The 25,321-nt window shown below is 72.5% G+C and carries 21 protein-coding genes; 4 read left to right on the forward strand and 17 right to left on the reverse strand.

All coding sequences use genetic code 11. The annotated features are described in order from the left end of the window. Positions 1-16: 16 nt before the first annotated feature. The 13 genes from ABEA87_RS24160 to ABEA87_RS24220 all read right to left on the reverse strand — a co-directional run bounded on the left by ABEA87_RS24160 (position 17) and on the right by ABEA87_RS24220 (position 14,691). Positions 17-2,194 (reverse strand): terpene synthase family protein, encoded by a 2,178-nt coding sequence (locus tag ABEA87_RS24160; protein WP_345633108.1) that lies wholly within the window; start codon positions 2,192-2,194, stop codon positions 17-19. A 79-nt stretch (positions 2,195-2,273) separates the two neighbouring features. Then, positions 2,274-3,728, reverse strand: a complete 1,455-nt coding sequence (locus ABEA87_RS24165; RefSeq protein ID WP_345633110.1) for a family 2B encapsulin nanocompartment shell protein — start codon at positions 3,726-3,728, stop codon at positions 2,274-2,276. 155 nt (positions 3,729-3,883) lie between these two features. Then, entirely contained in the window at positions 3,884-5,149 is a 1,266-nt protein-coding gene (locus ABEA87_RS24170; protein ID WP_345633112.1) for a helix-turn-helix domain-containing protein, read from the reverse strand. Positions 5,150-5,194: 45 nt separating this feature from the next. Then, positions 5,195-5,962 carry a bestrophin-like domain gene (locus tag ABEA87_RS24175; protein ID WP_345633114.1) on the reverse strand — a complete coding sequence of 256 codons (768 nt, stop codon included), beginning with the start codon at positions 5,960-5,962 and terminating at the stop codon, positions 5,195-5,197. A gap of 19 nt (positions 5,963-5,981) precedes the next feature. Then, positions 5,982-7,004 carry a hypothetical protein gene (locus ABEA87_RS24180; protein ID WP_345633116.1) on the reverse strand — a complete coding sequence of 341 codons (1,023 nt, stop codon included), beginning with the start codon at positions 7,002-7,004 and terminating at the stop codon, positions 5,982-5,984. A gap of 148 nt (positions 7,005-7,152) precedes the next feature. Next, positions 7,153-8,133 carry an ABC transporter ATP-binding protein gene (locus tag ABEA87_RS24185; RefSeq protein ID WP_345633118.1) on the reverse strand — a complete coding sequence of 327 codons (981 nt, stop codon included), beginning with the start codon at positions 8,131-8,133 and terminating at the stop codon, positions 7,153-7,155. Positions 8,134-8,137: 4 nt separating this feature from the next. Further along, on the reverse strand, positions 8,138-8,956 hold the full coding sequence (locus ABEA87_RS24190; RefSeq protein ID WP_345633120.1) for an ABC transporter permease: 819 nt from the start codon (positions 8,954-8,956) through the stop codon (positions 8,138-8,140). Further along, on the reverse strand, positions 8,949-9,746 hold the full coding sequence (locus ABEA87_RS24195; RefSeq protein ID WP_345633121.1) for an ABC transporter permease: 798 nt from the start codon (positions 9,744-9,746) through the stop codon (positions 8,949-8,951). Before ABEA87_RS24195 ends, ABEA87_RS24190 begins: the two co-directional genes overlap by 8 nt. 253 nt (positions 9,747-9,999) lie before the next feature. Further along, the gene (locus ABEA87_RS24200; protein ID WP_345633123.1) at positions 10,000-11,094 is read right to left on the reverse strand and encodes a branched-chain amino acid ABC transporter permease; all 1,095 of its coding nucleotides are present in this window, start codon (positions 11,092-11,094) and stop codon (positions 10,000-10,002) included. Continuing rightward, a complete protein-coding gene (locus tag ABEA87_RS24205) occupies positions 11,091-11,963 on the reverse strand; it encodes a branched-chain amino acid ABC transporter permease (protein ID WP_345633124.1) in 873 nt (290 codons plus the stop codon). Before ABEA87_RS24205 ends, ABEA87_RS24200 begins: the two co-directional genes overlap by 4 nt. Continuing rightward, positions 11,963-12,673 carry an ABC transporter ATP-binding protein gene (locus ABEA87_RS24210; RefSeq protein ID WP_345633126.1) on the reverse strand — a complete coding sequence of 237 codons (711 nt, stop codon included), beginning with the start codon at positions 12,671-12,673 and terminating at the stop codon, positions 11,963-11,965. Before ABEA87_RS24210 ends, ABEA87_RS24205 begins: the two co-directional genes overlap by 1 nt. Continuing rightward, complete coding sequence (locus ABEA87_RS24215; protein ID WP_425570941.1) at positions 12,673-13,473, reverse strand: ABC transporter ATP-binding protein; 801 nt, start codon at positions 13,471-13,473, stop codon at positions 12,673-12,675. The genes ABEA87_RS24210 and ABEA87_RS24215 overlap by 1 nt, the downstream gene beginning before the upstream one ends. A gap of 3 nt (positions 13,474-13,476) precedes the next feature. Beyond that, positions 13,477-14,691, reverse strand: a complete 1,215-nt coding sequence (locus tag ABEA87_RS24220; RefSeq protein ID WP_345633128.1) for a substrate-binding domain-containing protein — start codon at positions 14,689-14,691, stop codon at positions 13,477-13,479. Between the two features lie 363 nt (positions 14,692-15,054). Between ABEA87_RS24220 and ABEA87_RS24225 the strand changes: the two genes are divergently transcribed. Next, entirely contained in the window at positions 15,055-16,323 is a 1,269-nt protein-coding gene (locus ABEA87_RS24225; RefSeq protein WP_345633129.1) for an extracellular catalytic domain type 1 short-chain-length polyhydroxyalkanoate depolymerase, read from the forward strand. Positions 16,324-16,433: 110 nt separating this feature from the next. Here the strand turns inward: ABEA87_RS24225 and ABEA87_RS24230 are convergent, their stop codons facing one another. The 3 genes from ABEA87_RS24230 to ABEA87_RS24240 all read right to left on the reverse strand — a co-directional run bounded on the left by ABEA87_RS24230 (position 16,434) and on the right by ABEA87_RS24240 (position 20,557). Then, entirely contained in the window at positions 16,434-17,510 is a 1,077-nt protein-coding gene (locus ABEA87_RS24230; protein ID WP_345633131.1) for an extracellular catalytic domain type 2 short-chain-length polyhydroxyalkanoate depolymerase, read from the reverse strand. A gap of 175 nt (positions 17,511-17,685) precedes the next feature. Further along, complete coding sequence (locus ABEA87_RS24235) at positions 17,686-19,380, reverse strand: tannase/feruloyl esterase family alpha/beta hydrolase (protein WP_345633132.1); 1,695 nt, start codon at positions 19,378-19,380, stop codon at positions 17,686-17,688. A gap of 298 nt (positions 19,381-19,678) precedes the next feature. Further along, the gene (locus ABEA87_RS24240) at positions 19,679-20,557 is read right to left on the reverse strand and encodes a LysR family transcriptional regulator ArgP (RefSeq protein WP_345633133.1); all 879 of its coding nucleotides are present in this window, start codon (positions 20,555-20,557) and stop codon (positions 19,679-19,681) included. Between the two features lie 71 nt (positions 20,558-20,628). On the opposite strand from ABEA87_RS24240, the gene ABEA87_RS24245 reads away from it, so the two are divergent. Together ABEA87_RS24245 and ABEA87_RS24250 are read left to right on the forward strand one after the other, a co-directional pair. Continuing rightward, positions 20,629-21,222: a LysE/ArgO family amino acid transporter gene (locus tag ABEA87_RS24245; protein ID WP_345633134.1), complete on the forward strand. Its 594-nt coding sequence runs from the start codon at positions 20,629-20,631 to the stop codon at positions 21,220-21,222. A gap of 91 nt (positions 21,223-21,313) precedes the next feature. Further along, a complete protein-coding gene (locus ABEA87_RS24250; protein WP_345633136.1) occupies positions 21,314-22,183 on the forward strand; it encodes an oxygenase MpaB family protein in 870 nt (289 codons plus the stop codon). A 37-nt stretch (positions 22,184-22,220) separates the two neighbouring features. On the opposite strand, the gene ABEA87_RS24255 is transcribed toward ABEA87_RS24250, so the two are convergent. After that, a complete protein-coding gene (locus tag ABEA87_RS24255; RefSeq protein WP_345633138.1) occupies positions 22,221-24,668 on the reverse strand; it encodes a discoidin domain-containing protein in 2,448 nt (815 codons plus the stop codon). A 311-nt stretch (positions 24,669-24,979) separates the two neighbouring features. Between ABEA87_RS24255 and ABEA87_RS24260 the strand changes: the two genes are divergently transcribed. Then, on the forward strand, positions 24,980-25,309 hold the full coding sequence (locus ABEA87_RS24260) for a nucleoside triphosphate pyrophosphohydrolase family protein (RefSeq protein WP_345633140.1): 330 nt from the start codon (positions 24,980-24,982) through the stop codon (positions 25,307-25,309). Positions 25,310-25,321: the final 12 nt, after the last annotated feature.

Raw genomic sequence — 25,321 nt, forward strand, 5'->3', positions numbered from 1 at the left:
CGGCGAGCCGCGTCAATCACCCCGCCACGAAGACCGTCGATCGATCTCGGCCACCGGCCGGCGCGGGAACCATGGCGGCCCGGCCGAACCGCGCGGCGAGGGCACCCGGTGCGTACCGGGCGCTCGCGCGGTGCCACTCCAGGATCCCCGACAACCAGTCCTTGAGCTGGTCCGCGTAGCCGATGAGCGCGGCGCGGGTGGCCTCATCGAGGCGGTCGTGCTCGAAGAGCGCCGGGAGCTCAACGGCCACCAGGTGCTCGAACTGGCGCATCCGTTCCCGCATCAGCTTCGCCACGAGGTCCCGGCCGGTGGCCGCGGCGCAGCCGAGGAAGCGCTCCAGGACGAAGACCAGGTTGTGCAGCTCGTGCTCGTACTCGATCTCCTTCTGGTAGCTGAACAGGTCGTTGACCAGGCACGCGTAGTCCTGCGCCGCGTTGGTGAGCTGCCTCACGACGCGCGTGTCGAACAGCTCCGGCGGCACCGAGGTGGCCAGCCGCAGCCGGGCGAGGCCGGCCGTCAGCTCCGACCCGAAGGTGGCCCGCCGCATCTCGACGTAGTCCACCGGGTCCGGGACGCGCCGCTGCGCCTCGCCGGCCATCTCCCACAGCCACGCCGAGGTCATGTCCTCCACGGCGGCGCGGAACGGGTGGCGCTCCTGCGGAGCCATCGGGCCCGCGGTGCGCCGCCAGAGGTCGGCCAGGCCGGCCTCCAGCGGCGAGGTGGGCGTGCCGGCCGGCGCCCCGCCGTCCAACGGCATGAACAGCGACAAGCGTGCGGTCGCCACCTTGGCCCCGACGAAGTCGCCGACCCGGCCCCACCGCACCGGGTAGAGGTCGTCGCCGTAGGTCCCCCAGCTGAGCCAGTCAGCCGCGAGGTCGAGTTGCTCGGGTGTCGCGTCGGCCGCGATCATCGCCGCGCAGTACGCGAGATCGAAGCCGGCGAACAGCCCGGCTGTCCACATCGGACGGCCGGCGACCGGTGCGAACATGCCCATGTCCGCGGCCCACCGCGCCGTGTGCCGGCGGGCCCCGGCCAGGTGCGGGCTGACCCGGAACCGGAACGGCATGTACAGGTCGGGCAGCGGCAGGTGCCCGACCCGCCGGTCGGCCAGCACGTGGTCGTGTGCGGCGATCCGCCGTCCGAGCCCCGAGGACGCGAGCGAATATGGGACGGACAGCCCCGGCACAAGCACCGGCGGCCGCCGGATGATTTTCGTGTACCGGCTGGATCTGGTGTGCCACTCGTGGCCACCGGCCTGCCAGTCCTGCAGCGCCTGAACGTACCGGCACACCGCGACCTGCTCGTGCGGCGGGGTGCCGCGCTCGGCGAACAGCAACGGGATCTCCGTGAGCGCGGTGTGCTCGAACTGTTGCAGCCGCGAGGTGAGCAGCTCGCCCACCAGGTCCGCGGCGCGCTGCGCGGGCACGTCGAGGAACCGTTCGAACACCAGCACGGCGTTGGCGTTTTCGCCCTCGCGGGTCACCTCCCGTTCGTAGGAGAACAGGTCGTTGCGCAGGTGGATGCCATCGGAAAAGGTGTCCCGCAGCACCCGCAGCGGCCGGGTCTCGGAAAGCGACGCCGGCACCTCGGCGCCGGTGGCCACCTCGACGAGCGTCGCCGACCAGGGCGCACCACCGACCCGGCGGCGCATCTCGATGTACTCGATCGGGTTGGCCACCCGGTGCCGGGAGATGTTGTCCAGCTCCCACAGCGACTCGACCATCAGGTTGTGGGTGACGGCGACGAACCGCTCCCGCCAACCGTCCGACCGGGCGGGCACGGTACGGGCCCAGAGGTCGGCCAGCGCCGTCTCGGCCGGGTTCTCCGGCTGCCGGGTCGCCGGCCCCAGGAACTCCTCCAGCCGTCCCAGGTACCGGCGGCCACCCTCGATGTCGCGGCTCTGCTTGAACAGTTCGAGGAAGTGGTCGTCGAAGAAGAACACCCACACGTACCAGTCGGTGATCAGAGCCAGCGTCTCGGCGTCGCAGTCGGGGTGGGTCAACGCGCACATCAACGCGTAGTCGTGCGCGGCGAGGTCGGCCTCGTCCCAGACCAGCCCGCCGGACGGCGCCGGGCAGTCCAGCAGGCCCATCCGGCGCGCCCACGCCGTGGTGTGCTCGCGGGCGTGCTGTTCGTGCGGGTTACGCCGGGCCGGGTGCGGCAGGTAGAAGTCCGGCAGCGTGAACGCGGGCACCGGCTCACCGCCTCCCCGGCGCCGGCCGGGCGGGCGGTGCCACCCGCCCACCGGATGGCGCTTCGGTCCCGGTCACCGGTCAGCTCCCGGCCCGGGGCGTCGGCACCTGCGGCAGGTCGCCGTAGTGGCCGACCTCCACGCCCTCCAGCACGCCGAGCGCGTCCGGCACCAGCACCGCCACCGAGAAGTACACGCTCACGAGATAGTTCATCACGGCCTTCTCGTCGATGCTCATGAACCGCACGGACAGGCTTGGCTCGTACTCCTCCGGCAGCCCGGTCTGGTGCAGCCCGATGACGCCCTGATCCTCGGCGCCGGTACGCATGGCGATCATCGAGGTGGTGCGGGTACCGCTGATCGGGATCTTGTTGCAGGGCAGGATCGGCACCCCGCGCCAGGCCGGCACCGTGTGCCCGGTCAGCTCGGTGCTGGTCGGGTAGAGGCCGCGCCGGTTGCACTCCCGCCCGAACGCGGCGATCGCCCTCGGGTGCGCCAGGATGAAGCGCGTGCTGCGGCGCCGCGAGAGCAGCTCGTCCAGATCGTCCGGGGTCGGCGGGCCGGACCGGGTGTGGATGCGCTGCCGCAGGTCCGCGTTGTGCAGCAGGCCGAACTCGCGGTTGTTGACCAGCTCGTGCTCCTGCCGCTCGCGCAGCGCCTCGACGGTCAGCCGCAGCTGCTGTTCGAGCTGGTTCATCGGCTGGCTGTACAGGTCGGCGACCCGGGTGTGCACCCGAAGCACGGTCTGCGCCACGGACAGCTCGTACTCGCGGGGCGACAGTTCATAGTCGACGAAGGTGGTGGGCAGCGGCGGTTCGCCGCTGTGCCCGGCCACCGTCTCGATGGCCGCCTCGCCGAGCTTGTTCTGCGGCTTGCCGGCCGCCGCCACGAACGCGTCGAGGTGCGCGCGCAGCGCCGGCGCCCGGTCGATGAGGTTGCGCAGCGCGGCCACCGGCAGCTCGAGGACTATGCAGGCGGTCGCGGCCTGCACGGTGGCGTCCCATCGGGCCTCCCGGCTGACGATCGCCGCGTCGCCGAGGTAATCGCCGTCGGCGAGCACGCCCAGCACGCTGTGGCCGCCGTACTCGCCGGCGCCGAGCCTGGTCACCTTGCCGTGCGCGATGGCGAGGATCCGGTCGATAGCCGTGTCGGCCTGCACGATGGCCTCTCCCGGCGCGTACTCGCGCTGCTCGAACCGATCGGCCAGCGAGCTGAGGACGTCCTCGTCCTCGAAGCCCCGCAGCGGCGGCAGCTCGGCCAGTTCGGCGGGGACCACGCGCACCTGCGCGCCGGTGTTGGTGAAGGTGAGCCGCCCGTCGCCGACCGCGTAGGACAGGCGCCGGTTCACCCGGTAGGTGCCGCCGGTGACCTCGACCCACGGCAGCACCCGCAGCAGCCAGCGAGAGGTGATCTCCTGCATCTGGGGAGCGGACTTGGTGGTGGTTGCCAGGTTGCGCGCCGCAGCCGTGCTCAGGCTGCTGGGGGCGTTTCCGTTCAGCGTGTTGTCCGAGAACTTCTCCGATTGGGTTACCGACACCGCGAGCCGCTCCTTCGTCGAAGGGACTGTGATGGATCGAGGGGGGCACAGGCAATGTCGCATGTCAGTGATAAGTCAGCCAATAGCGTGTAAGGACGGGTACATGACACATGCGGCTATTGCTATACAGTGTTCCGTTATGCCCTGCCCGAGGGTCAGGCCAGGCCGATGCGGGCCGCGAGCGCCCGGACGTCGGCGCGTACCAGCGCATCGTCGTCGCGCCCCAGCAGGTCGGCGACGGCCTGCCGGACGAACGGGTCGATCCGCACCTCCTCCGCACACGCCGCCTCCGCCTTGCTCAGCGCGAGCACGGTCGCCGGTGCGTTGCGGGCGCGGGCGTGCAGGCGGGCCAGGGTCAGGTAGCCGCGGCTGCGCTCGGCCCGTCCGGCGACGCTGTCCGGGTCGACCCGGCGCGACAGGCGCACCGCGTCGCGCAGCTGGCCCAGCCGCAGCGCCACGCGGACCGCGTGGAGGGCGACGTCCTGGGCGCTGAACGCGAACCGGGGATCGTCCGGCGTCGGCCGCCGGGCGTACCCGGCGGCGCTGGCCAGCCACTGGCGGGCCGCGGGCGCGCAGTGCCGGGCGGTGGCGGCACGCGCGGCGGTCAGGTGCAGCCGACCGGTCACAGCCGGGCGCAGCCCGCACCCGCAGCCGTCCGCTGTGGACAGTGCGCTGCCGCAGGCCGCCTCGGCGCTGTCCGTGGCGCCGAGGCGCACCAGCGTGTCGGCGTACGCGCCGATCGCGACAGCCGACGCGCACGCGCAGCCGCCATCGCGCCCGGCCGCCATCGCGCGCTGCGCGGCCGCCAGCGCCACCGTCTGATCGCCGAGCCGGCCGGCCAGCAGGCAGGCGAGCCGGTACGCGTGCGCGGCGACCTCCCCGCCGGGCGGCCGGAGCGCGTGCAGCACACCGGGCAGCCGGCCCAGGGTGCGGCTGTACGGCTCGGCCGATTCCCGCCACTGCGCCCACAGCCGGGTCACCTCCTCGCCGAGCCCGCCGGCCGGCGCACCCGGCCCAGGCCGGGTACCGGGTCCCGCCCCGGGCCGGTCCGGCGATGCGGCCGGGTCTCCGAACGCGACCGGGTCGCCGAACGCGACCGGTATCGCACCCGCCGATCGCGCCGGGACGGGCGGTAGGGCGAACACCGCGTCGCGCAGTGCCGTGGTGTCCAGCGACGGCCGGGGTGCCGGCGCGTGCCGCGTCACGGCGCAGTCGACGAACCCGGCGACGTCGGCGACGTTCAGCACGGAAGCCAGCCGCAGCAGGACCGACAGCCGATCCACCGCCCGGTCGCCGCGCTCGACCTGGCGCACCCACTCGGCACTGCGACCGATCAGGTCGCCCAGCGCCCGGCGGGACAACCCCCGGCGCTCCCGCGCCAGAGCGATCCGCCGGCCGAGCGATAAATCCGGAATACGCATTACTGCGCAGAGTATCGGTCTCGACCACCGAGCGTACAGTGCCGCTCACGACGGGCCGGTGAGCGCCGCGACCGCCGCCTCGATCGGGCCGGGCCCGATCGACAGCGCCCGGCTGAACGGGAACTCCACCTGATAGATCACGAACAGCGACAGCGCCATCATCGCGGCGGCCGTCGCCATCATCAGGCCGTTCGGGAACGTGCGCGCCAGCCCGAACAGGTACAGGAACGCGATGGTCACCGCGCTACCCATCACGAGCGCCGGCCACAGCAGCGACGGCATGCTCGAATCCGCGGCGGCCAGCCGGACCCGCCGCGCGTCGCCCGCGTCCCGCAACCGGTCCAGCAGGTCCTGGTACGCCTGCGCCTGCTGGTCGCCCTCGGGCCGCACCGCTACCGCGGCAACGCGGAGCTGGTCGAACTGCGCCTCGGTGGCCGGATCACCCCGGTGCCGCGCGCGCAGCACCGGCCACTCCTGACGCACCACCGACTCGCCGTAGCCGATGATCAGCGACCGGATCCGGTGGGCGCTCGCCGGATCGAGCTGCCCGGCCGACAGGTACGCCTCGGACAGGTCGCCGGCCTCCTGGCGGGTGGACTGGCCCGCGTCGTCGTGCGGCTCCCACACGGCGATCGCCGCGATGGCGATGAGGATGGCGTACACCATCCCGATGCTCGCGTAGATCGCACCGGCGGCGTCCGCGTCGGCGATCAACCACCGCTGCGGCACGTACCGGGACACCAGCAGGAAGCCGCCCGTGCTGAGGGCGGCCGCGCCCGCCATCACGCCGGCACCGGCCAACAGGGTCAGCATGCTCTCCTCCGGGTGATGGCTAGCGCGTTCGGTGGGCGAGGCGCCGCCCGGTGACGTGTGCCGCGCCGACCGCCGCGGGCACCACCAACAGCACCGCGACCGACCAGGTCACCGGCAGGCCGCGGCGCGGCGTCCAGGGCCGGGTGTGCCCGATCGGGACGGCCGCCACGGACGGTGACGCCGGCCCGGTGGCAGCGGTCGCCGGCGAGGTCGGGCGGGGGGACGTCGCCCGTGGCGTCGGCCGGACGGTGGCCGGTCGAGTGGCGGCCGGTCGAGTGGCGGCCAGACGCGCCGGCGCCCGGATGGGCGCGGCGGGTCGGGCCGGTGCCGAGCTGGGTGGTGGCGGGGTGGGTGGTGGCGGGGTGGGTGGTGGCGCGGACGGATCTGGCGTCGGGCGCGGGCTGACCGGCGGAGCCGGCGACGCGGTGGTCGGCCCGGGCGACGGCGTCACGACCGCCGGTGGCACCACCCGGTAGTCCTCGACCTCTCCCCCGTACGCCGGGCCGACCGGCACCGGGTCGGGCGGCACTCCCTGGTAGAGCCGCAGCCGCAACTCTCCGGCGCCCGGCCCGGGCGCCGGAGAGTGCCAGCGCAGCACCACGCGGGTCGCCCCGCGCGGGACCAGCGCGGCGGTCCGCTGCTGCCCGGTGAATCCCCGGCCGGAGAAGTCCAGCCAGCCGACCAGCAGCGCGACCGACCCGGTGGTGTTGCGAACCGCCACGGTGACCCTCGGCGCGCCGGCGGGCAACCGCACCGGGGCCGGCAGGCCGTCGTCCGCGTCGCCGTTGTCGGTACGGCCGTCGGGGTCACCGGTGACCGTGGCGCCGATGGTCAGCACGGTCGCGGTGGCGGTGATGAGGTGGCGCGGCCCGTCCTGCGCGAGCGTCGTGCGGTACCGGGCGGGCGCGTCGCCGTAGTCCCACGCGTACCGCCAGTACGGGACCGCCGCCGCCGCGCCCGTGGCCGACCATCCCAGCACGGCGGCACCCGCGACCAGCAGAGCCGCCGCACGCCGCGATGCCCGGACCCAGCGCCACGTCACGATGCCCGATGGTAGGGGCGCGCACACCGGTCACCGCCCAGCTTTGGTGGCGCCAACAAAAGTTGGTACCCGCGGGCGCTGTCGACCGGATCCGGGAAAGGCATGCATGAGACACCCTCACCTCGACCGCGGCCGGGCCGGATCGGTGTCAGCGCGTCGGCTCGGCGTAGAGGCGGGCCACCACGTCCTCGATGTCCGGCTCCAGCACCGAAACGTCGCGCAGGGCGCCGTCCCGGGCCAGCGCCGCGACCAGTTCGCCGGCGGTGCCGCCGGACAGGCCGAACGTCACCCGGTAGCCGTCCGCCTCGACGGCCTCCGGGGCGACGCCGGGCAGCTCCACCCGGCCGGTCCAAGGGGTGTCGAGGTCGACGACGACGCGGCGCCGCGAGTCGTATCGGGCGTGCAGCTCCGGCAGGGTACCGTCATGCACGACGCGGCCGTGGTCGATGACGATCAGCCGACGGCAGAGCTTCTCGATGTCGGCCAGGTCGTGGGTGGTCAGCATCAGCGTGGTGTCACCGCGCGAGCCCAGGTCGGCCAGGAACGCTCGGACCGCCTGCTTGCTGATCACGTCGAGGCCGATCGTCGGCTCGTCCAGGAACAGCACCGCGGGGGCGTGCAACAGCGCGGCGGTGATCTCGCCGCGCATCCGCTGGCCCAGCGACAGCTGCCGGACCGGGGTGTCCAGAAACCCATCGAGGTCGAGCAGCCGCCGGCACTCGCCCAGCCTCGAGGCGTGGTCGGCGGCCGGCACCCGGTAGATGTAGCGGAGCAGCCGGAACGATTCGGCCAGCGGCAGGTCCCACCACAGCTGCGAGCGCTGGCCGAACACGACGCCGATGTGCCGGGCCAGCCTGGTGCGCTGCGCCACCGGACGCAGGCCGCACACGCTCAGCTCGCCGCCGCTGGGCATCAGCACGCCGGTGAGCATCTTCAACGTGGTGGACTTGCCCGCGCCGTTCGGGCCGATGTAACCGACCATCTCCCCGCGCTCCACCCTCAGGCTGACGCCGTCCACCGCGGCGACCGTGCGCCGGGTGCGGCGCAACAGCCCCGCCCGGGTCGACACGGTGAAATCCTTGCGCAGGTCGGCGGTGTGGATGACGGGTTCGCGCTCGCTCACGCTCATGTCTTCAGGACCCCGTGCTTCGGTAGTGACGGATACCGGTACGCCAGATCAGCGCCGCCACACCGGCCGCGGCCAGCGCCACCACCGGGGACGACCAGGACAGCAGCCGCGGCCCGCCCAGCGGATCGGGCTTGCCGAGAATGGCCAGCGCCGGGTAATACGCGACGAAGGCGAACCCCAGCCCGTACGCGAAGGCTTTGCGGAACCAGCCCGCGTACACGGTGGCCGGGTAGGCACTGAAGTCGCGCCCGCCGTAGGTGAACGAGTTGGCGAACTCCCCCGATTCGATGAACCAGAACGCCACCGTGGAGCCGGCCACGAAGATGCTCGCGAACAGCACGGCGCCGAACAGTGGCGCCAGCACCAGCAGCGCCGCGCGCGCGAACGTCCAGCGCACGGGTACCAGGTTCAACGCGATCACCAGTACCACCACGCCCTGCGCGACCCGGCCGAACCGGCGCAGCGCCAGGTCTCCGCAGATCAGCTGGAGCAGCACGGACAGCGGCCGGGCCAGCACCGCGTCGAAGCGCCCGGTCCGGATGTACAGCCGCATCGTGTCGATGTTGCCGACGCTCAGGTCACACAGCGCGAAGGACAGGTTGGCCAGGCCGCTGATCAGCAGTGCCTCGGGCAGGCTGAAGCCGCCCAGCACTGGCGTGACGCGAAACAGCACCACCACGGTCGCCACGTCCACGAGCGTGAGCACCAGGTTGCCGAGGATGTCCATGACGAACGAGACGCGGTACTGAAGCTGGCTGCGCACCTGCGCGGCAAGGAGCTGCCGGTAGCCGGCGAGAGCGCCGGGAGGGTCGTGCTCAGCCACCCTGCACCACCAGCTTCCGTTCGGCCCGCCGCTGCACGAGCAGGCAGGCCCCGATCAGCAGCGCGGCCCAGCACCCCTGGTCGAGCAGCAGCAGCGAGCGGTGCGCCACGCTGCCGCGCTCCACCAGGATGTCGATGGGCGCCTGGAACGCCGCCGGGAACGGCGTGCCGAGCCACAGCACGCCCTGCGCCCAGCCGGGCAGGAACGCCAGCGGGAAGTACAGGCCGCTGAGCGCGTTGGAGCCGAGCTGCCACAGGGTGATCACGCCTCGGATGTCCAGCAGCCAGAAGGCGGTCAGGTTGACCAGGTAGCGCACCCCGAACGAGACCACCACCGCGACCAGCGCGCTGACCAGGAACGCCAGGTAGCCCAGCGGCGCGTGCGGGAAATACATGCCGAAGCACAGCGCGCCGACCACGGTGGGTACCACGAAGCGGGTGAGCGCGGCGTGGCCGGCCCGACCCAGATCGGTGGCCAGGTAGCTGGCCACGGTATTGACCGGCCGGAGCAGGTCGGACTGGACGTCGCCGGTGCGGATCCGGTCGGCCAGGTCGGTCCAGCCCCACATCTGCACCACGGCAAGCAGTCCCTGGCCGACCCAGACGTACGTGACCAGCTGCGAGCCGCGGTAGCCGGCCGCCGTACCGCCGGCAGCGGCGGCCACCCCCAGAATCACGTAGCAGCGCAGGAAACCGAACACGGTGTTGGTGAACGCGCCGGCCACAGTGGCCTGGCGGTAGGTCGAATAGCGGCGGAAGCCGGCGCCCGCCAGCGCCCACGCGGCGCCCATCGCACCCCCGGGAAAGAATGAGCCATTGTCTGGCTCGCTCTTGGCTTCGCGGAAACCCTGATCGGGCCGTCCGCACCCTGGGCAAGCAGCGGGAAGAATACCGGCGCGCCGGTGCCACCGCACCCGGTTTTTGACCGCGCCATTCGCCGTAGCGCCTCTTACCGTGATCCGGCGGCGGCTCCGTCCGAGGGCGAGGGTCGCGCCTCACGATCCCGGGCCGGGCCGTGGGCGCGGGACGTCGGGCGATGGGAGGTCATGGCTCGCTGGGCGCTCGCTCGCCACGGGCCGCCGAGCGGCCGATCCGCGGGCCGCGCAGCGCGCGGGCCAGGGCCGCGCCGCGCCGGCCCAACCCGGCGAGGCCGCCGGGCGCGAAGTACACGGCCAGGATGAAGACGGTGCCGAGCACGAACAGCGGCTGGGACAGCGGGCCGCGCAGCACGCCGGGCAGGTGCCTGATGGCGGCGGTGCCGCCCAGGGAGGTCAGGCGCTGATCGAGGTACGTGTACCCGATGCCGCCGATGACCGCCCCCCACCGGGTACCCGGACCGCCCAGCACCGCCATCACCAGCAGCGACAGGGTCAGGTCGGACGCGGTCAGCTGCGGCGACGCGCCACCCACCACGAGCGCATAGGCCACCCCACCGAGCGCGGCGAGCCCACCCGACAGGGCGAAGGTGACCAGCTTGAACCGGTACGGGGAGAGCCCGAGCACGGCGACCCGCCGCTCATCGTCGCGCAGTCCGGCCAGCACCCGGCCGTACGGTCCCCGGTCCACCCGGTGCACCACGAACACGACCACGGCCAGGAACGCCAGCGCCAACCAGTACAGGTTCACGGTGTTGGCCACGCCGACCAGGAACCCGGGCAGCCCGGAGGCGGACAGCGTCAGCCCCTCCTCTCCCCCGGTCAGCCCGCCGGGATCGCGGTTGACCAGGATCGAGCCGACCTGCGCGAAGGCGAGAGTCACCATGGCGAAGGCGATGCCACGGGTGCGCAATGCCACCGCGCCGAGCAGCGCGGCCAGCGCCGTGCCGCCCAGGGCCGCCGCCACCACGGCCGTCCACAGTGGCCAGTGCGCGTGGGTGACCAGGATGCCCACGCCGTACGCGCCGGCGGCCACGTAGAGCGCGTGGCCGAACGACAGCAGGCCGGCCCGGCCGAACAGCAGGTCGTACCCCGCCGCGAGCCCGCCGAACACCAGGCACAGCGCCAGCAGCTGCAAGGTGCCGGGCGAGTTGAGCGGGCCGTCGAAGACCCCGGGAATGTCCACGGTGGACCACGGCAGCACCGCGGCCACCACCAACACGGCCACCGGCACGAGCGCGCGGGCGACCCGCCTGTGATTCACGCCGTCCTCCCCGCGATACCGGCCGGGCGCACCAGTAGCACGGCCGCGAGCAGAGCGACCACGCAGATGTCCCCGGCGCCGGAGGTGCCGTAGTAGTTGACGAACTGCTGGAGCAGCCCGACCGCCACGGCCGCGTAGGCCGAGCCGGTCACCGAGCCCATCCCGCCGATCACCACCACGATGAACGCGAAGATGAGCAACGACGCGCCCTGGCCCGGCGACACCGCGCCGAAGTAGACACCGCCCAGCGCCCCGGCCAGGCCCGCCAGCGCCCCGCCGATGGCGAACACCAGCGTGAACGCGCGGCGCACGTCGATGCCCAGCGCGGCGACCATGGCCCGGTTCTCCACCCCGGCCCGGATCACCAGGCCGTAGCGCGTGCGTCGCAGAAACACCAGCAGCCCGGCGAGCACCACGACGGCGGCGCCGATGAGCAGCAGCCGGTCGTTGGGGACGTCCGCGCCGAGTATCCGGGTCGCACCGCGCGTCCACCGTGGACTCGGGTACCGGCGCGAGTCGGCTCCCCACGCCGCCTGGAGCAGGGCCACCCCGGCCAGCGACAGCCCCACCGTCACCAGCACCTGTTCGGTCGGGCGCCGGTACAGCGGCCGGATGAGCACGAACTCCACCAGCGCGCCGACCGCGGCGCCGCAGGCGACTCCGAACGCGACGGCGAGGGTGAAGCCCCAGGGCCCGGACAGCCGGGAGCCCGCCCACCAGGTGGCGTAGGCGCCCACCGACAGGAACAGCCCGTGCGCGAAGTTGAGCACGTCGGCGAGGCCGAACACCAGGGACAGGCCCGAGGCGATGAGGAAATAGAGGGCGCCCAGACCCAGTCCGGTGACGGTGAGCAGGACCACGGTACCCATCAGCGCGGCTCCCTTTCCGGCCGGGACGATCCGACGCCGAGCAGGGTCCGGACGCGCTCGGCGTCGCCGAGCAGGTCGGCCGCCTGCCCCCGCCAGGCCACCCGCCCGGCGGCCAGTACCACGGCGGCGCTGGCCAGCCGCCGTACCACCGCGAGGTTCTGCTCGACCAGCAGGATCGGTACCCGCTGCGCGACCCGGGCCAGCACCGCCGCCACCTCGGAGACCACCTTCGGGGCCAGGCCCTTGGTCGGCTCGTCGATGAGCAGCAGCCGGTTCGGGTTGAGCAGCAGGCGGCCGATCGCGACCATCTGCTGCTGGCCGCCGGACAGCGTGCCGGCCCGCTGCCGGGAACGCGCGCGCAGCTCGGGGAAGAGCGAATACACGGTGTCGTAGTCCGGGTCCGGCACCCGGCAGGCCAGCCGCAGATTCTCCGCGACGGTCAGCCCGGCGAACACGCACCGGTCCTCAGGCGCGTAGCCGAGCCCGGCGCGCACCAGCCGATGGGTGGGCGCCCCGAGCACCGGCCGGCCGTCGAAGGTGACCGAACCGGTCGCCGGCAGCTCGCCGAGGATCGCCCGCAGCGTGCTGGTCTTCCCCACCCCGTTGCGGCCCAGCAGCGCGGTGACTCCGGTGCCGGCCACCTCGAACGTGACGCCCTGCAGGATGTGCGAGCCGCCGATCCACGCGGACAGCTCGCGCACGTCGAGCATCACAGCTCCTCCCCCAGGTACGCCTCCTGCACCGTCCGGTCCGCCATCACGGCGGCCGGGGTGTCGCAGCTCAACAGCGCACCGTGGTGCATCACGGCGACCCGGTCGGCCAGGTCGAGCACCACATCCATGTGGTGCTCGACCATGAGCACGCTGCGCCGGTGCACCCGGGTCAGCGACCGGATCACCTCCACCAGGGCCGGTACGTCGCCGGCGGAGACCCCGGCCATCGGCTCGTCCAGCAGCAGCACGCGCGGCGAGCCGGCCAGCAGCAGGGCTATCTCCAGCTTGCGCTTGTCGCCGTGGGACAGCGCCCCGGCCGTGTCCCGGCTCCTGGCCTCCAGGAGCACCTGGGCGAGGATCTCGTCGGCGGCCACCGCCACCCCGCGGTCCGCCGCCGGGCGCCGCCAGGCCCGCATCGAACCGCCCCGGTGTGCCTGCACCGCCAGCCGGACGTTCTCGTCGACCCGCAGCGACCCGAACACGGACGAGGACTGGAACGTGCGGCCGAGGCCGAGCCTGGCGCGCCGGTGGACGGGCAGCCCGGTGATGTCGGCGCCGGCCAGCCGCACCCGCCCGGCGGTGGGCCGGCGCAGCCCGGACACCAGGTTGAACAGCGAGGTCTTGCCCGCGCCGTTCGGCCCGATCACGGCAACGAATTCGCCGCTCGCCAGGGCCAGGTTGACCCCGTCCACTATGGACACTCCGCCCACCCGCCAGGACAGCGCCTCGATCGCCAGGTCGGTCGCCGGGCCGGTCGGCGGCCCGGCAACGCCTCCGGCCCCGGCGTCACGCCTCACGATTCAGCCCTTCATCGCCACGACCGGCGGCGTGGTGTCACTCGGGTCGACCGCCTTGACCAGGGTGGCGGTCAGGTTGGTGCCGGAGCCGCTGAGCTTCGCCTGGAACATGGGTTGCAGCAGCGCGTGGTCCGACGCGCGCACGGTCAGCTTGCCCTTGACCGAGTCGAAGCTGTACCCCTCAAGCGCCTTCACCATCGCGTCCACGTCGTCGCCGCCGGCCTGCACCGCGTGCACGATCAGCTGCGCCGCGGCGAAACCGTCCGGGTCGAACAGGTCGGTCGCACCGCCCGGTACCGCCTGCTTGAGGGCCTGTTCGGCGGGGTTGTCGGTGGCGCCGTCGAAGTAGTGCGCCAGGAAACTGACCTTGGTGCCGGCGGCGCCGAACGTCGGCCAGGTCGCCCGGATGTCCAGCCCGGTCACCACGGTCGTGCTGGCCAGCACGCCCTGCTGGTCCAACGCCTGCCACATGGTGCTGGCCGTGGTGCCCGCCCAGGCCACGAACAACAGGTCCGGCCTGGCGTTCTTGGCCTGGCTGGCGAACGGGGTGAAGTCGGTGGCGCTCTCCGGCACGGCGATGCTGGTGACGGTCGCGCCGGCCCCACCCATCACCGCCTTGACCGCCTCCACATTGGACTTGCCGAACGCGTCGTCCTGCGCGAACACCAAGACCTTCTTGCCGGTCGCGTCGCCCAGGAACGACTTGGCGGTGAGCACGTCCTGATAGGACTGGCGGCCGGAGCGGAAGGTGTATTTGTTGATTCCGGTGACCGCGTCGGTGGCGGCCGGCCCGGAGATGAACAGCACCTTGTTCTGCGCGGCCAGCGGGGCCACCTGCAGCGCCACGCCGGACGCGGTCGAGCCGGCGAGAATCTTGTACCCCTTGCCGATCAGGTCCTTGGCCGCGGACACCGCCTTCGCGGGGTCGCCCGCGTCGTCCGCGTAGGTCACGTTGACCTGCCGCCCGCCGATCTTGTTGGTGCCGTTGGTCGCGTACGCCAGCCCGGCCTTGAAGCCGTCCGTGTACTCCTGCCCGTAGCTGGCCAGCGCGCCGGTCTGCGAGTAGACCACCCCGATGTTGACCGGTGCGCTCGAACCGACGGTCGAGCCGCCGCTGGCCGCCTTCTGCGGGCTGCCACAGGCCGCGGCGGCGAAGACCGCCACGGTCGCCACCGAGCCGGCGAGCAGCGCCCGCCGGGATGTCCGTACCGCACCCATCCGGACGCCTCCCACCTCACACGCCGTTGTATTCGGTCCCGGTCCGGCGCGGCGCGTCCTGCCCCGCACCCAGACCAGTCGCAGCACACGTTAGGGCGGAGGTCTACCGGCCACCATGTGTGTGGGATCCACAAGTAACGATCCAGGAATGGGTGCCGGCTACGTGCCTCGCGGGCGGGGCGGGCGCCCCGGCCGGGATTCTGCCGGGGCCGGGGCCTGCGGCCGAGGCCACCTCACCCGGTGCCCTCCACACTTCCGGGCGCCCGGCTGTGTGAACCGAAGACATTATCGAACATCAATGTAACGACTACCCTACGAACAACCCACCGGACCACCCATCCCGCCCCGTCCCAGGGAGGCGCCATGCGCAGACATCACCAACTTCTCGTCGCGGCCGTGGCGTGCGCCGGCGCGCTCGCGGTCGCGGCCGCCACACCGCGGCTCGCCGCGCCGGCCCAGGCCGCGGCCACGCTCACCCAGGTCAGCGGGTTCGGCTCCAACCCGGGCGCGCTGGGCATGTACAGCTACGTGCCGACCGGCCTGGCCTCCGGCGCCCCGCTCGTGGTGGCGCTGCACGGCTGCACGCAGAGCGCGTCCGACTACTACACCAACGCCGGCTGGCCCAAATACGCCGACCTGTACCACTTCGCGCTTGTCTTCCCGCAGCAGAGCTCGGCCAACAACGCCACCGAGTGCTTCAACTGGTTCCAGACAAGCGACTATGCCCGGGGGCAGGGTGAGGCGCTGTCCATCAAGCAGATGGTCGACTACGCCGTCGCGCACTACGGCTCCGATCCGCACCGGGTGTACGTGACCGGGTTGTCCGCGGGCGGCGCGATGACCGCCGTCATGCTCGCCGACTATCCGGACGTGTTCGCCGGCGGCGCCATCATCGGCGGCATCCCGTACGCCTGCGCCTCCGACCTGACCAGCGGACTGACCTGCCAGTACGGCGCGACCAGCAAGACCCCGGCGCAGTGGGGCAACCTGGTGCGCGGAGCCGACCCGGGATACTCCGGGCCGTGGCCCCGGGTGGCGATCTGGTACGGCACCTCCGACGCGGTCGTGAACCCGGCCAACGCGACCGAGTCTCGCGACCAGTGGACGAATGCCTGGGGCATCTCCCAGACGCCCAGCTCCACCACGAGCCTGCCGGGCGGCACCACCCTGCAGTCCTACGACGACTCCTCCGGCCAGCCGGCCGTCGAGCTGTACGGCGTCCAGGGCATCGGCCACGGCACCCCGGTCAACCCGGGCAGCGCCACCGACCAGTGCGGCGCCACCGGCACCTACTACCTGCGCTCCATCTGCTCGTCGTACTACACGGCCCAGTTCTGGGGGCTGGGGTCGGCCGCGCCGACGGCGAGCCCGACCGGCAGCCCCAGCCCGACGGCAAGCGCCAGCGCCAGCGGGAAGCCGAGCCCGAGCCCAAGCCCGAGCCCTACGGCGGACCAGCCCTGCTTCACCGGCAACAACTACCAGCAGACGACGGCCGGCCGGTCGCACCAGTCCGGCGGATACACCTACGCCAACGGCTCCAACCAGGCGATGGGCCTGTGGAACGTGTTCGTCACGCACACGCTGCGCCAGACCGGACCCAACTACTACGTGCTGGCCGATGGCCAGTGCTGAACCGACCATCCGAACCGTCGGGCCGGCCCGCGCGACCGGGCCGGCCCGGCTGGGTCCGACGGCGCGGCCGGGCCCGACGGCTTGGCTGGTGCGAGCCGTGCGGCCGCGCGTCAGCCGCCGAGCGCGCGCACCTCGGCCATGACGGACTCGAGCTGCGCGCCACCGTGGATCGGGTAGTTGGTCGCGCCCAGGTAACCCCACCAGTCCCAGCAGCCGTACGGGTTCACCACGCTCGCGGTGGCCTGCGGGTACAGCACGATCATCGCGTTGGTGTCCGCGTACTGGTCGAGGTTGGCGTCGTCCACGAAGGCGGTGCCTACCGCGTCGTACCCCTGAGCGCACCCGTGCAGCGCCACCATCAGGCGGCAGGTCGCGCCGGCCGCGCAGGAGGACGGCACGTAGGCGAACGCCTTGCTTCCCATGGACAGCCTGGCCGCGTTGCCGCCGACCGCGTAGCCGTTCTGGTTGAACCGGGTCAGGGTGCCGGTCAGCGCCCCCGGGTTCGGTGCGGCCACCGACCCGAACAGCTTGGTCAGGAACTGGTTCTCCGCGTCAGTGCCGCAGTTGTCCAGGTACGGCGACCCGGTCGCGGTGCAGCCCAGTGGCCCGTACGGGGTGACCCAGGAGTGGCCGGACGGCCCGGTCACGTACTGGACGTTCGCGCCAAAGTGCCGGTAGAAGCCGGCCAGGTCGCTGGTGAGGCTGCCGGCCACGGTGGAGTCGGCGGTGCCGTGGTACACGTAGACCGGCTGGCCGGACAGGTTCCCGATCGGGTCGATCCAGCGGTACGCGGACCACAGCGAGGCGTCCGCCTCCAGCGTGGGCAGCCCATCCGGCCAGATGTTCTCGCCGCAGCCGTAGACCGCCTGACTGGCGTTGTTCTGCGCGCAGTAGTACGGGCCGGCGGCGAAGATTGCCGCGCCCCGGATCCGGCCGGAGTACGCCACCTGGAGCTGGGTGGCCAGATACCCGCCGGAGGAGACGCCGCCGACGTACACGCCGGAGATGTGGTAGGCCTTCAGCGATCCGTCGACGGGTGTGACGGTGGCCGGGGCGATGGCGGCCCGGGTGGGTGCTGCCGGGGTGGGCGCGGCCTGGGCGGTTTCGGCCAGACCGAGCGGGATGGATAGTGCGGTGACGGTGAGCGCCGTGACGGTGGCGGCGCACAGGCGTGAAAGTGGCCTCATGCTCGCCAGGCTAGGAACGTCGCGACCCGCCGGGCGACGGCTGCTCACTACACCTTCGCATGTATCGATATAGCGGGAACTCCCACGGCGCCCCCGCACGTGCCGGCCTCCGCACGTGCCGGCCGCCGCGACCGCGCGGGTCGCGGCGGCGGCTCGTGCCGGGCGGCGCCGGTGCCTACCGGTGCGGGTTCCTGCCGGGCGGCGCCGGGTCCCAGATCCAGTGCAGGTCACCGGCGTGCGCCACCGGCGGCGGCGCGGCGTGGAAGTTGGCGGCGGACTCGACGCTGCCCGTGCCGTCGTAGCGGGCCACCTGCGGGTACGGGTACAGCGGCCGGGACCGGCCGGGGTTGAGCGGGCTGGTCGCGGAGTTGCTCGCGACCAGCCGGTCCGGGGCGGTGCCGTCCCGCAGCCACGCCAGCATCGGGGTGAGCGGGTCGAAGGTGCTCGGCCCGTCGCCCCCGCCGCAGTGACCCATCCCGGGCACCATGAACAGCCGCAGCCAACCCATCGTGCGCTGCGGCCCGCCGAGCGCGTTCGCGGCCTCGGTGTAGTAGTCGACGGCCGCGCCCGGGTTGGCGGCGGCGTCCGCCCACCCCTGGTAGATGAGCAGCTTGCCGCCGTGCCGGGCAAAGGCGCCCAGGTCGGGGTGGCCGTATGGTGGCACCGGGTCGTAGACCTTGGCCATCGGCACCAGCCGGGCGATGTTCGCGTCGGTGAACCGCCAGTCGCGGTACGAGGCCGGGGTCGGCGCGCCGATCGGCAGGTTGAGGTCCTTGAGCCCGCTGTCGGCCAGCTGTGCGGCACTGGTCGCGGTGGCGGCCCAGCTGAGTTCGGAGCCGTACGGCGCCAGGTACGGGTACAGGGCCTGGCCGTGCTCGTCGACCGGTCCGTGGTAGAACGCCTGCGCGGAGGCGAGTTCGGCCGGGGTCAGGCAGTCGCCGACGTCGCGGGCGCCTCGAGGGCAGCGCAGCGTCGCGGGGTCGAAGGGGCAGTCGCGCGGGTCGTCGATGGTGCCGTCGCGCAGTCCGTCGAGCCCGTCACAGGCGTCGACCACGGCGCCGTGCAGCAGCCGCAGCTTGTCGGCGCCGAGGATGGGCCGCCCGTTCGCGTCGAGCCCCTTCTGCGCCAACCACGCGTTCTCGATGCCGGCCAGCCGCCCGGGATAGGCCGGGTCTCCGGCGATGGCGCCGTCGAAGTCGCTCGGGTAGCGCTGCACCTCGGACTCGACTTCCCGTCCGCCGGTCGAGCAGCCCTGCATGATGGAGTACCGGGGTGCCCGACCGTAGAAGATGCTGATCAGCTCCTTGGCGACCACGGCGGTGACGTGGTCGGAGCGGTACGCCCAGTCGACGCGCAGCTGTTCGTCGGTCAACCCCCACAGGGCATCGCTGCCGACGTGGCCACCGTCCTGCGCGGCGACGGCGAAGCCCTGGGCGAGCGCGTCGACGCAGCTGCCGAACGGGATGGTGCCGTCACGCCCGCCCCCGCCGGTCTGGTAGTAGTCGCCGTTCCACGAGTTGGTGGGCAGCCCCACCTCGAACTGCACCTGGGGCGTGACGTAGCCGTGCACGTCGCAGTACTGCGGGTCCTTGCCGGCCTTCGGCACGACGGTGGCGGCGGTGACGGTGGCGGGTGCCTCGCGGTTGCGGGTGAGGTCGGCGCCGGTCAGGCTGGCGCAGTTGGTGACCGGAAACGTCGCCGCCGACAGTACCGGCGGGGCCGGGCGCCGGGCGACGCCGACCGTGGCGGACGCGGACCCGGGCGCGGCACCGCGCGCCTGGGCGACGTGGCCGGTGACCAGGGCGCTGGTACCGACCAGGAAGCCTGCCACGCCGATCCGCAGGGCAAATCGACGTCTGGTCTTCCCCATGCTTCTCCTCGTTTGTCCGATGATGCCGATGTGAATGTGAGCCGGCGTGGACAACGACGCGGAGCCGCCTTGGTCACGGTCTGGATTGAAACGGTCACACTCTGATGACATCACCTCCGGCGCAAGCGCGACATGTGCCCCGAGCCGGCCACACCGCGGCTAACCAGGCATATGGCGACATTCACGCACGGCATTTCGTGCCGCGCGGAACTTCAGGCGGGCTCAGTCAGGGCGCCGGCGGCAGCGACTAAAGCTGCTCCGCGGGCTCAGTGCTCGGAGGAACCGCGCGGAATCCACGCTAACGCAGCGCGGTGGCCGCGGCGGCCTTCACTGCCGCCGTCAGCGCCGCGAGGGCCGCGGATTTCAGGCTCCAACACTGCCAGTACAGCGGGACGTCGAGGTGGTGGCCGGGCGCCAGTTCGACGAGGCGGCCGGCGGCGAGGTCGGTGCGCGCGAGGTCCTCCGGGATGAGGCCCCAGCCGAGGCCGAGCCGGACGGCCTCGGTGAAGCTCGCCGAGGCGGGGACGAAGTGGGTCGGGGGGTCGATGTCGCGGCGGGTGACCGCGCGGGCGAAGCGATGCTGCAGGGTGTCTTTGCGGTTGAACCGGACCATGGGTGCGGTGGCGAACGCCTCCGTGAGGTCGCGCCCGTCGAACCACGCGAAGTGGACGGCTGGCGTGGCGACAGCGAGGTAGCGCATCACCCCGAGCCTTCGCACCCGGCATCCCTGCACGGCGACCCGCTCGGTGGTCACCGCCGCCATCACCGTGCCGGCGCGCAACAGCTCGGCGGTGTGCCCCTCGTCGTCGGTGTGCAGCTCGAAGACCACCTCGGGCAGGGCGGCGAGGGCGGGCAGAAACCAGCCGGCGAGGGAGTCCGCGTTGACGACGACCGCCAGGCGGGTCAGCGCGTGCGGGCCCAGCGCACCGCGCGCGGCGTCGAGGGCCTCGTGCTCCAGCAGCTCCACCTGGCCGCCGAGGCGCAGCAGGGGCAGCCCGGCGGCGGTCGGCACGCACGGCCGCACCCGGCGCACGAGCACCTGCCCGACGACCTGCTCCAGCGCCTTGATGCGCTGGCTGACCGCGGACGGGGTGACGTGCAGGGCGCGTGCCGCGGCGTCGAAGCTGCCGTGCTTGATGACCGCGTCGAAGGTGGCGAGCTGGATCGGGTCGAGCACGTAAGCGATTCTAATGGACCTTAAAATTCTTTAGCTGGGATGCAGGGGCCGGCCGCCCTAGCGTGGCAGGCATGGGCTCTGTGCTTGCCGGGTTCGGCTTCTGCTTCGCGCTGATCGTCGCCATCGGGGCGCAGAATGCCTTCGTGCTGCGCCAGGGGCTGCGCCGCGAGCACGTCGTACCGGTCGTGGCGACCTGCGCGGCCGCCGACGCGGTGCTGATCGCGGCCGGCATCGCCGGCCTCGGCGCCGTACTGGCCAACGCGCCCGCGATCGTGACGGCCGTGCGCTGGGGCGGCGCGCTGTTCCTGCTCGGGTACGCGGCGCTGGCGGTCCGCCGGGTCCTGCGACCCGCCGCCCTCAGCCCGCTCGACCGCCCGCCGGCGACGCTGCGCGCGACGCTGTTGGCCTGCCTGGCGTTCACGTTCCTCAACCCGCACGTCTACCTCGACACGGTGATGCTGCTCGGCGCCGTCGCCCACCACTACCCGGATCCGTGGGCGTTCGGAGCCGGGGCGGCGACGGCGAGCCTGGTGTGGTTCTCCGGACTGGGCCTCGGCGCTCGACGGCTGACACCGCTGCTCGCGCACCCGGCGGCCTGGCGGGTGGTGGACGGTGCGATAGCCACCATCATGGTGACCCTCGCGGTGTCGCTGGCCGCCGGCTAACCGGCCCCGACGGTGTCACCGACTGAAATATGCTGGCCGGCAAGCTGGTGAGGACACCTGCGGTTGGCGGCAACGGACATCGGAGGCGCTGATGGCTGGGCACGGGCGGCGCTTTCAACGGCTGCGCCAGATCCAACGGCTGGACCCCGACCGTGACTACCACGAGATCTACCGCACCACCGCGCTGTACGAGTTCCCGGTCGACGTCCGGATCGGGCTGCTGCTGGCGTTCTGGCGCACGTTCGCCGTCCCGTCAATCGCCGAGTTGCTGGCCGGCACCGGACAGACCACCAACCGCACCGCGCGGCGCGCGGACGACACCGGCATCCTCATGTACGAGCTGATCGATCACGGCCTGGACCACCCGCGCGGGCGCACCGCGACGCGCCGCCTCAACCAGATCCACCGCCGCTTCGCCATCGGCAACGACGACTACCGCTACGTGCTGGGCACCTTCGTGTTCGTCGGCAGCCGGTGGATCGAGGCGCACGGCTGGCGGCCGCTGTGCTGCCACGAACGGCAGGCGATCTTCAACTTCTACGCCGAACTCGGCCGCCGGATGAACATCGCCGACATCCCGCCGACGTGGACCGGGTACGAGGCGTGGTTCGACCGGTTCGAGGCCGCCCGCTTCGCCCGCACCGACGCCGCCCGCGAGCTGATGGCCGCCACCAAGGGCCTGCTGGCGGACCTGCCCCGGCCGCTGGTGCCGCTGGGGTCCCGGCTGGTCGACGCGCTGGTCGATCCGTCGCTGCGAGCCGCCACCGGCCTCGCGACCCCGTCCTGGCCGGTGCGCGCCGGCCTGGACACCGCGTTGCGGATCCGCGCCTTGATGCTGCGCCACGTGCTGCCGCCGCGGCGCGACAGCTCGCTTGCCGGCGGCCTGCGGCCCAGGACCTACCCCGACGGCTACGACCTGGCCACGGTGGGAGGTGTGGAGCCGGGCCGCCCCCATCCATAGTGGACGGTGATGGCCCGGCCGGGATCGTGCGGTCGACTCAGGGGCCGTAGACCTCGAACTCCGAGACCTGCGCGCCGTTCTGCACGCTGTTGGCGGTGAAGGACAGCCGCAGGTACCGGTCGGTGGTGCCGGCCGGTACGGCGATGGTCACCGCGTTGCCGGTGGCCGGATCGAACGTGTACGTCGCGGAGCCGACCAGCGTGCTCCAGGTGCCGTTGTTGGCGCTGCCCAGCACCGCGAGCGTCTGGGTGCGGGTCGACCAGGCGGTCGCCGGCGGCAGGCGCAGCACGACCGAGCCCAGCGCCCTCGCCGATCCCAGGTCGGCGGTGAGCGTGGTCGGCCACGCCCCGTTGGCCCCCTCCCAGTAGGTGCCGGTGTTGCCATCGTCGGCGTTGCCCGCCACGTAGCTCTGGGTGTAGCTGGACGCGGTGATCGGCGCGTTGAGGGCGAGGTTGGTCGGGGTGGGGGTGCCGCCCGTGCCGGTACCGGAGTAGATCTCGAACTCGGCGAGCTGCGCCGCCGGCCATCCGGTGTTGCCGGTCACGGACAGCCGCAGGTACCGCGCCGCCGTGCCGGCCGGGAGGGTGAGGCCGACCGTGTTGCCGGTGGCCGGATCGAACCTGTACCCGGCCGAGGCCAGCACGGTGGTGTAGGTGGTGCCGTTGGTCGAGCCGAGCACGGACAGCGTCTCGGTGCGGGTCGCCCAGGCGGTCGCCGGCGGCAGGCGCAGCGTCACCGAGCCCAGGTTCTGGGTGGAGCCCAGGTCGGCGGTGAGCGTCTGCGGGAACCCGGCGCCGTTGCTGCTCTCCCAGTAGGAGCCGGCGTTCCCGTCGTTGGAGTTGGTCGCCGGATATCCCGGCGCCGTGCTGCTGGCGGTCATGGTGGCGGCCAGCGCCAGGTTGGTCGGCGTACCGGTGCCGGTACCGGTGCCTGACAGCGCGACGGTGGTCGGTGAGTTGGTGGCGTTGCCGGAGAGTGTCACGCTGCCGCTGGCCGCCCCGACCGCGGCCGGGCGGAAGGTGGCGTTGACGGTGCAGGACGCCCCGGCGGCCAGGGTCGCGCCGCAGGTGTTGGTCTGGGCGAAGGGCCCGCTCGCCGCGATGGCGGAGATGGTGGCCGTCGAGCCGCCGGTGTTGCTGATGGTCACCGCGTGCGCGGCGCTGGTCGTGCCGACCGCCTGGTTGCCGAAGGAGACCCCGGAGGGGCTGGCGGTCAGCGTGGGGCCGCTGGGCGCGGTGATCGGTGGGGAGTTGAGGGTACCCAGGGCGTTGGTCAGCACCGCGCTGGTGAACTCGGGCTGGAGGTTGCTGGAGCTGGCCGACTCCACCTGGTACCCGGCCGGCTGGGAGGCGCGGGGGCTGCCGAAGCACCCGCCGGCGGTCTGGGTACCGACGTGCCGGGAGTTGTCCACGTTGCCGGTCACTGTCCAGTCGCTCACCCCGTCGACCGCGTAGCCGTATCCCATGTACTGGCCCTCAAGGGTGTTGTCGGTGACCGTGGCTCCGTAGTTGGTGCCGGTCAGGCAGTTCCACGCCTGCTGGCCCTGCGCGATGCCCATCTTGATGAACGCGCTGAGCGCGTCGATGGTGTTGTGGGTGACCACGGTGCCGGTGTAGTTGCCGTTCATCGGCGCGAAGTCGACCATGTTGATGCCGCCCAGCAGCAGCTGGTTCTTGGCGACGATGGTGTTGTTCTGCACGGTCGAGCCGGGCGCGCCGAACACGACGATGGCCCCGTCGGTGGCGTCCGTGATGGTGTTGCCCTGGACCAGGCTGCCGCCGCAGGCCAGCGAGATGCCGTCGGCCCAGACGCCGGTGGCGTCGGGGGTCGCGGTGCCGGCCGGGCCGATCTGGTTGTCGAGGATTTGCCCGCCCTGGCACTGCGGCGTGTTGTCGGTGACCCGGCCCTCGATGAAGTGCAGCGTCGACCAGCTGCGGGTGTCGTGCGCGTAGATGCTCCGCACGGTCTGGTCGGTGCCGGCGCCGCCCATCTCCAGCAACGCGCCGCCGCCCGAGACCACGCCGAGGGCCGGCCGGTTGCCGTTGATCTGGAGGTTCTGCACCACCACGCCCGGCTGGCCGTTGCCCTGGATCGCGGTGGACAGCCCGGCGCCGGTGACCACCAGGTTCGCCCGGGTCGCGTCGGTGGGCAGCCCCTGGGTGTAGATCTTCTGGTTCGGTGCGGTGAAGGTGATGGGGTTGCCGAGCTGGAACACGGCGCCGGGGCAGAGCACCGCCTCGGCGCCGGCACCGACCAGCGCGGCGTTGATGGCCGCGTCGGTGCCGGAGGCGATGCAGGTAGCGGCGGCGGGGCGGGCCGCCGCCGATTCGGGGTGTGCGGACGCCGGTGTCGCGGCGCCGATGGCCACCACGGCGGCCAGGCCGACCACCGGCAACAGGCCGCGGGCGGGGTAGCGCCGTCGTCGTGCCGGCGGTCGATGGTCGTGGGCGCGTGCTCGGTGCAGCGGATCGGTACGCGGACGCATGTCGGCTCCTCGGGGACGGTCTCGTCGCGGCGGGGCCGTCGGATGCGACCGGCGGCCGCACCGTCGGTCCTCGTGAGCGGCGAGGAGCCCGGGAACCCGGGGCGGCGGCTATCCGGTGACCCGGACCGCGACGACGGAGGTGATGACGCTGAGGATGGGCAGCGATCGATGGCTATTGTCCGAATCGACGGTACAAGAATCGATGTATGGCCGCAAGGTTTCGACAGCGAGAAGAAAAATTACGACGGAGACGAGGGCGGCCGTAAGGCCCCGCTGGTCGGGTGGGAGGCGGTCGACCATACTGGTCCGCCATGGACCTGGACGCGTATCAGCGTGGCGCCCTGCGTACCGCCGCTTCGCGCGACAAGCGCAACGAACTGCTTCATCTGGTGCTCGGGCTGGTCGGCGAATCGGGGGAGGTCGCCGAGAAGTTCAAGAAGTGGGTCCGCGACCTCGACAGCGACGAGTCGCGGATCGACCGGGCCGACATCGCCAAGGAACTCGGTGACGTGCTCTGGTACGTGGCGGTGCTCGCCGACTACCTCGACCTGTCGCTGAACGACATCGCGGCGGCCAACCTGGCCAAGCTGGCCAGCCGCCACCGCCGTGGCGTGCTGGGTGGCAGCGGCGACAACCGCTGAGCCGCGGGGGGT

This window comes from Rugosimonospora acidiphila, assembly GCF_039543385.1.
Lineage (GTDB): Bacteria > Actinomycetota > Actinomycetes > Mycobacteriales > Micromonosporaceae > Rugosimonospora > Rugosimonospora acidiphila.

What these genes read in the sequence shown, in the direction of transcription:
- ABEA87_RS24225 (WP_345633129.1), top strand. Translation starts at nt 15,055, where the DNA reads ATGCGCAGACATCACCAACTTCTCGTCGCGGCCGTGGCGTGCGCCGGC.
- ABEA87_RS24260 (WP_345633140.1), top strand. Translation starts at nt 24,980, where the DNA reads ATGGACCTGGACGCGTATCAGCGTGGCGCCCTGCGTACCGCCGCTTCG.
- ABEA87_RS24170 (WP_345633112.1), bottom strand. Translation starts at nt 5,149, where the DNA reads ATGCGTATTCCGGATTTATCGCTCGGCCGGCGGATCGCTCTGGCGCGG.
- ABEA87_RS24175 (WP_345633114.1), bottom strand. Translation starts at nt 5,962, where the DNA reads ATGCTGACCCTGTTGGCCGGTGCCGGCGTGATGGCGGGCGCGGCCGCC.
- ABEA87_RS24255 (WP_345633138.1), bottom strand. Translation starts at nt 24,668, where the DNA reads ATGCGTCCGCGTACCGATCCGCTGCACCGAGCACGCGCCCACGACCAT.
- ABEA87_RS24245 (WP_345633134.1), top strand. Translation starts at nt 20,629, where the DNA reads ATGGGCTCTGTGCTTGCCGGGTTCGGCTTCTGCTTCGCGCTGATCGTC.
- ABEA87_RS24185 (WP_345633118.1), bottom strand. Translation starts at nt 8,133, where the DNA reads ATGAGCGTGAGCGAGCGCGAACCCGTCATCCACACCGCCGACCTGCGC.
- ABEA87_RS24235 (WP_345633132.1), bottom strand. Translation starts at nt 19,380, where the DNA reads ATGGGGAAGACCAGACGTCGATTTGCCCTGCGGATCGGCGTGGCAGGC.
- ABEA87_RS24205 (WP_345633124.1), bottom strand. Translation starts at nt 11,963, where the DNA reads ATGGGTACCGTGGTCCTGCTCACCGTCACCGGACTGGGTCTGGGCGCC.
- ABEA87_RS24195 (WP_345633121.1), bottom strand. Translation starts at nt 9,746, where the DNA reads ATGGGCGCCGCGTGGGCGCTGGCGGGCGCCGGCTTCCGCCGCTATTCG.
- ABEA87_RS24220 (WP_345633128.1), bottom strand. Translation starts at nt 14,691, where the DNA reads ATGGGTGCGGTACGGACATCCCGGCGGGCGCTGCTCGCCGGCTCGGTG.
- ABEA87_RS24230 (WP_345633131.1), bottom strand. Translation starts at nt 17,510, where the DNA reads ATGAGGCCACTTTCACGCCTGTGCGCCGCCACCGTCACGGCGCTCACC.
- ABEA87_RS24210 (WP_345633126.1), bottom strand. Translation starts at nt 12,673, where the DNA reads ATGCTCGACGTGCGCGAGCTGTCCGCGTGGATCGGCGGCTCGCACATC.
- ABEA87_RS24250 (WP_345633136.1), top strand. Translation starts at nt 21,314, where the DNA reads ATGGCTGGGCACGGGCGGCGCTTTCAACGGCTGCGCCAGATCCAACGG.